Here is a 6040-nt window from a genome sequence, read left to right on the forward strand (position 1 = left end):
ATCGAGCTCGGACCCGGGGACCTCTAGAGTCCAGGATCCACGGCCGGGTCTGGTGATACTGGGCGTAGAGGTCCTGCGCGAAGCTGCCGGCCGTGGTGGCGAGTGTCGCGGAAAGCCCGGTCAATTCCAGGCCCATATCCATCGGCGCGAGCTGGCCGGCATCGTAGCTGTTCTCCACGGGCGCATCGAACCCGAGCAGCTCGGCCAGGCGCTTGCGGTCCACCGGGAAGCTCGACGTCCCGAGGGCGGCCGCGCCCAGGGGTGACAGGTTGAGCCGCGCCCAGGCCTCGCGGAGGCGCTGCGCATCGCGGGCAAGGACGGCCGCGTAGCCGAGATAGAGGTGGCCGAGCGTCGTCGGCTGGGCCTGCACGCCGTTTGTATAGGCCGGGACGATCGTGTCGGCCTCGCGGTCGGCTACGGCCAGCAGGGCCCCACGGGTCTCGTCCAGGGCTTGGGCGAGGGCGAGGAGGCGGTCGCGCTGCTCAAGCTTCAGCACAGTCGGGATGATGTCCTGGCGGCTGCGCCCCGAATGCATCCGGGTGGCCTCCGGGCCGGCAATGGCGGTGATCAGCGGCTCGATCCGGAGATAGTCGTCCGGCCGTTCCGCGCCGGGCTTGGCGGCGTCGGCGGCGACCTGATCGAGCGCGCGGGCGATGGTCGCGGCCAGGGGGCGCGGGACGATACCGGTCTCGGCTGTCATCACCAGGGAGGCCCGGTTGATCTGATCGATCCGGGCGAAGCTGTCCGTCGGCGCGGCGTGGGCGCCGAGGGGGGCGAGCAGCGCCAGAATTGCCCCGATCATCCTGCGCCGCATCGGCCCGTTCCCCATGCCCTGATCAGTCCTGATAGACGCGCCAAGCGCGACCGTCTTCATCACCGCGGGGCAAGGCGCCCGCGACACCGCCGCTCACGCTACAGCGTCGTCGCCCCGGCAGGCCATGGTTCCGGGCGGCGCGTGCGCCCGGAAGAAGGCGGCGAGGTTCGCCAGTCCCGCGGTGCGGGGATCGCTCGCCCGCCAGACCAGCGCGATGGTCCGGCCGGGACCGTCGACATCGAAGGCCCGGGTGACCGTCAGGCCGCTGGGATCGGGGCTGGCGGGCACCGCGAGGGCCGGAAGCAGCGTGTAGCCGGCGCCGGCGGCCACCATCGAGCGAAGCGTCTCCAGGCTGGTGGCATGGCGGCCGACCGACGAGCCGGCGCCGCAGGCCGCGATCGTCTGGTCGCGCAGACAGTTGCCCTCATCGAGCAGCAGCAGGTCCGGCCCTGCGATCTCGGTCGCCGAGAGCGCGCCGCCCCGGGCCAGGGCGTGCTCGGCCGGGCAGGCGAGCCAGAACGGCTCGACGAACAGCGGCGAGACCGCGAGACCGTTGGAGGGCAGCGGAAGCGAGACCAGGGCCGCGTCGATGCGGCCGTCGCGCAGGCCCTCGACGATGTCGGCGGTCCGCGATTCCGACAGAGAGAGCGTCAGCAGCGGGTACTGCTCGCGCAGCGGTCGCAGCACCAGCGGGAAGAAATAGGGACCGAGCGTCTGGATCGCCGCCAGGATGAGGCGCCCGGTGAGCGGCGAGCCGCGGCCCTCCCTGGCGAGCGCCAGAAGCCGCTGCGCCTCCGCCAGGACGACGCGTGCCTGCCGGATGATGGCTTGGCCCGCCTCGGTCAGCAGGATCCGCCGGTTCGACCGCTCGAACAAAGTCAGGCCGAGCGCGGTTTCCAGCTTGCGGATCTGCACGCTCAGCGTCGGCTGGCTGACATTGCAGCGTTCGGCGGCCCGGCCGAAATGCCCCTCGTCGGCCACCGCGACGACATATTCGAGATCCCGGAGGGAGAGGCCAGCCAGATTCATAGGCTGTATCTATCAGAACCTTTGTGACGATGCATTTGCCTCGGGGTCATGCCGGGGTCATAACCTTTTTCCAGAACGGTTCCAGGCTGGCCTCGGCCTCCGAGAGCTGTCGCTGAACGGAGAGACGATACGCATGAGCGATCAACGCCCGATCCTGACCACCCGCCAGGGCCATCCGGTCCGGGACAACCAGAGCACCCGGACGGTCGGTGAGCGCGGCCCGGCGACGCTCGAGAACTACCAGTTCATCGAGAAGATCACGCACTTCGACCGCGAGCGTATCCCCGAGCGCGTCGTCCACGCCCGCGGCGCCGGTGCCCACGGCTGGTTCGAGGCCTACGGTAAGATCGGCGACGAGCCGGCCTCCAAATACACCCGCGCCCGCGTGCTCACCGAGACCGGCGTGAAGACGCCGATGTTCGTGCGCTTCTCCACCGTCGCCGGCGCCAAGGAGAGCCCGGAGACCGAGCGCGACCCGCGCGGCTTCGCGGTGAAGTTCAAGACCGTCGACGGCAACTGGGACCTCGTGGGCAACAACCTCAAGGTCTTCTTCATCCGCGACGCGATCAAGTTCCCCGACATGATCCACGCGTTCAAGCCGGATCCGGTGACGAACCGCCAAGAGGCGTGGCGCTTCTTCGACTTCGTGGCCCAGCACCCCGAGTCGATCCACATGGTGACGCACCTGAAGTCGCCCTGGGGCATCCCGGCCAATTACCGCGAGATGGAAGGCTCGGGCGTCAACACCTACAAGCTGGTCAACGACCAGGGCGAGGCGGTGCTCTGCAAGTTCCACTGGATCCCCAAGCAGGGCGTCCGGAACCTGACCTCGCAGCAGGCCTCCGAGATCCAGGCCAAGGATGTCGGCCACGCGACCCGCGACCTGTACGACAACATCAAGGCCGGCAACTTCCCCGAATGGGAATTCGCCGTGCAGATCATGCCGGACGGCCCGAACGACCACCTGTCGTTCGACCCGCTGGACGACACGAAGCTGTGGCCGGTGGACCAGTTCCCGCTGCTGCCCTGCGGCCGCATGGTGCTCGACCGCGTGCCGGACAACTTCTTCGCTGAGGTCGAGCAGTCGGCCTTCGGCACCGGCGTCCTCGTCGACGGCGTCGACTTCTCGGACGACAAGATGCTGCAGGGCCGGACGCTGTCCTACTCCGACACGCAGCGCTACCGCGTCGGGGCCAACTACCTCCAGTTGCCGATCAACGCGCCGCAGCCCGGCGTGAAGGTCTACTCGAACCAGCGCGACGGCCAGATGGCCTACACGGTGGACGGGACGGGCCCGAACAAGCACATCAACTACGAGCCCTCGACCCTGGCCGAAGGCCTGCGCGAGGCGCCGAAGCCCGCCAAGGACTATCACCAGCCGGTCCAGGGCAATCTCGGCCGCTACCAGACCTCGCGCACCGAGGACGACTACACGCAGGCCGGCGTGCGCTACCGCTCCTTCGCGGATTGGGAGCGCGACGACCTGATCGCCAACCTCGTCGCCGACATGAAGCAGTGCCCGGAGCCGATCCAGCTGCGGATGGTCTGGCACTTCTGGCACGCCGACGAGGATTACGGCCGCCGCGTCGCCGAGGGCGCCGGGATCGACCTGGAGAAGGCCAAGGCGCTTCCGCCGCTGCCGGGGCGTGCTGCTCCCGGCAAGCGCCTGCAGTCCGAGACCTACACGGACGGGTCGCAGGCCCACCGGGTCGCCGCGGAGTAAGCGTCGCGGATCCGCCGCCCATCGAAGCCCCGCGCGGTCATCCGGCCGCGCGGGGTTCTTGTTTGAACCTCCGGCGGGGACGGCGATGGCGAGTGTCGTGCATCGAGGGCTTGGCCCGAACGCCGTCATCGGCGGCATGCGGATCTTCTATCTGGCGCGCAGCGACGAGACGGCCGACGCCATGGGTGTCTATCGGGTCGAGATGGATCCACGGACGCCGGGAGCCGGGCTGCACCGCCACGCCCGGTTGACCGAGACCTTCTCGGTCGAGGCGGGCCGGCTCGCCCTTCATGTCGACGGCGCGGATCACGACCTCGGGCCGGGCGACTTCGCGCTGATCCCGCCCGGCATTGCCCACGCCTTCGCCAATCGCAGCGACCGGCCGGTGCGCTTCACGCTGAGCTTCGCGCCGGCGCTGGGCCGCGAAGGCTTCTTCGAGGGGCTGGCCCGGCTGGCCGCGGCGGGGCGTCTCTCGGATCGGGCGGCAATGGCCGACCTGATGGCGCGCTACGATCAGGAACCGCTGGCCGGTTTCGCGGCCTGGAGCGAGGTCAGCGGCTGAGCCGCAATGTTCCGCGCCGGGGGTTCGCCCGCGCAGACCTTGCGGTCGCGGCCGGCGGCTTGACCGATCAGGATCGCCGCGACGGCGATGGCGACGAACAGGGCACCCGGCACGCCCCAGCCGCCCGTGGCCTCATGGGCCAGGCCGAAGACCAGCGGCCCCAGGCAGGCGCCCGTATAGCCGATGCCCTGCGCCATGGCCGAGAGTCCTGCGGCGCTCGCCGCGTCGGCGGCGCGCAGGACGATCAGGGTGAGACCCAGGCCGAAGCAGCCCCCGATCCCGAAGCCGAGTGCGCCGGCGGCGGGAATGCGCAAGGACTCCGCGCCGAAGGCGAGGACCAGGAACGCCACGGCGGTGAGGCCCGGGATGGCGACGATCCAGGCCCGCTGATCGCGGGCGCGGGCGGCCAGCATGGCGGTCAGGAGCGCGCCGGGCGCCTGAACCAGGGTTGTCAGCGAGGCGTAAAGCCCTGCATCCAGCGGCGTGAGACCACGGCCCTGCAGCAGCAGCGGCAGCCAGCCGAACAGGATGTAGGCGAGTGACGATTGCAGGCCCATGAAGCCCGTCACCCACCAAGCCAGCGGGTCGCGGAGCAACCGCCCGGCGGAGGGCGCGGCGGTCGAGGTCGTCCGGCGGGCGAAAGGGATCCACACGAAGGCGGCAGCGAGCGCCGGCAGGGACCAGATCGCCAGGGCGGAAGGCCAGCCGCCCCCGAGGGCGTGCTCCACCGGCACCGCCGCCCCGGCGCCCGCAGCCGCGCCGAGGCACAGGGTCATCGTGTAGAGGCCGGTCATGAGGCCGCCGCTGGCAGCGAAATCACGCTTCACCAGGGCCGGCAGCAGGACGTTGTCGAGGCCGATCCCGATCGCGGCCAGCGCCGTTCCGGCGAAGAGCGGCACGAGACCGCCCAGGCCGCGAAGCGCCAAGCCGGCGACCAGGATCGTCGAGCCCGCGAGCACGGCGAGGTCGGGCCCGATCCGGCGGATCAGCGGCGCGGCCAGCGCACAGGCGATGCCCAGGCACAGGACCGGCAGCGTGGTGAGGATGGCGGCGCCCCCGGCACCGAGGCCCGTCCCGTCCCGGATCGTCGCCAGCAGGGGGCCGACCGTGCTGAGCGCCGGACGCAGGTTGAACGCCACCAGCATCAGCGCGAGACCGAGCAGGAACCGATTCGCGGTGGCGCGCTCCGCGCTCACGGCCGCCGCCGCGCGACCACGGCACCGCCGAGGCAGGCGGCGAGCATCAGCGCGAAGGCGGCATCGCCGAACCGACCGTAGAGCGTGCCGCCGACGATGCGTGCGGGCAGATCTGCGTCGAGCCACGTCTCCTCGTCCAGCCGGGTGCGGGCGACGATGCGGCCATGCGGATCGATCACGGCGGAAATCCCGGTGTTGGCATCCCGCACGAGGGGCATTCCCTCCTCGACGGCGCGCAGGCGCGCCTGGGCGAGGTGCTGGCGCGGACCGGGCGTGTCGCCGAACCACGCGTCGTTGGTGACGTTCAGGATCAGCCCCGGCGGCTGCGGCGACGGCGCAGCACGCCCGGCCGGTAGGATCGCGCCCGGGAAGATCGCTTCGTAGCAGATGGTCGCCGCCACCGGCGGCAGACCCGGAACCGTCAGGATCCGCTGCCCGGCGAGCGTCCCGGCCGAGAACCCGCCGGGTATCGCCACGAACTGGCGCAACCCCACGGCCCGCAGGGCGGCGTCGAGGGGCGCCGGAAGGTACTCTCCGAAGGGGACGAGGTGGACCTTGTCGTAGCTGTCGGAGATCTTGCCGTCGGACCCGATCACCATGACGGCGTTGAAGTAGCGCAGGCGCTCGCCCGGCAGCGGCTCCTCCGCGCGGGCCGCGCCGGTGATCAGCTCCTGCCCAGGTTCAGCCCCGCCGCGACCTTGGCAGGGCGTCGGGAT

The 6040-nt window shown here is 70.9% G+C and carries 6 protein-coding genes; 2 read left to right on the top strand and 4 right to left on the bottom strand.

All coding sequences use genetic code 11. From position 1 onward, the window contains the following. Both I53_RS26580 and I53_RS26585 read right to left on the bottom strand, forming a co-directional pair. Positions 1 to 814, bottom strand: an 814-nt coding sequence (locus I53_RS26580) for a lyase family protein (RefSeq protein WP_043356551.1), incomplete at its 3' end; no start/stop codon positions are given. Between the two features lie 93 nt (positions 815 to 907). Beyond that, positions 908 to 1843, bottom strand: coding sequence for a LysR substrate-binding domain-containing protein (locus I53_RS26585; RefSeq protein WP_043356542.1), 936 nt, complete (start codon positions 1841 to 1843; stop codon positions 908 to 910). A gap of 133 nt (positions 1844 to 1976) precedes the next feature. Between I53_RS26585 and I53_RS26590 the strand changes: the two genes are divergently transcribed. Together I53_RS26590 and I53_RS26595 are read left to right on the top strand one after the other, a co-directional pair. After that, positions 1977 to 3566 carry a catalase gene (locus tag I53_RS26590; RefSeq protein ID WP_043356544.1) on the top strand — a complete coding sequence of 530 codons (1590 nt, stop codon included), beginning with the start codon at positions 1977 to 1979 and terminating at the stop codon, positions 3564 to 3566. 85 nt (positions 3567 to 3651) lie between these two features. Further along, positions 3652 to 4128, top strand: a complete 477-nt coding sequence (locus I53_RS26595) for a cupin domain-containing protein (RefSeq protein WP_043356545.1) — start codon at positions 3652 to 3654, stop codon at positions 4126 to 4128. Here the strand turns inward: I53_RS26595 and I53_RS26600 are convergent. Continuing rightward, the gene (locus tag I53_RS26600; protein ID WP_043356547.1) at positions 4080 to 5324 is read right to left on the bottom strand and encodes an MFS transporter; all 1245 of its coding nucleotides are present in this window, start codon (positions 5322 to 5324) and stop codon (positions 4080 to 4082) included. The two genes, I53_RS26595 and I53_RS26600, sit on opposite strands and share 49 nt — an antisense overlap. Then, positions 5321 to 6040: apolipoprotein N-acyltransferase (lnt, locus tag I53_RS26605; protein WP_043356549.1), on the bottom strand; the 720-nt coding region annotated here is incomplete at its 5' end. The genes lnt and I53_RS26600, both read right to left, overlap by 4 nt.

Origin of the sequence: Methylobacterium sp. B1 (genome assembly GCF_000333255.1) — a bacterium.
Taxonomy (GTDB): domain Bacteria; phylum Pseudomonadota; class Alphaproteobacteria; order Rhizobiales; family Beijerinckiaceae; genus Methylobacterium; species Methylobacterium fujisawaense.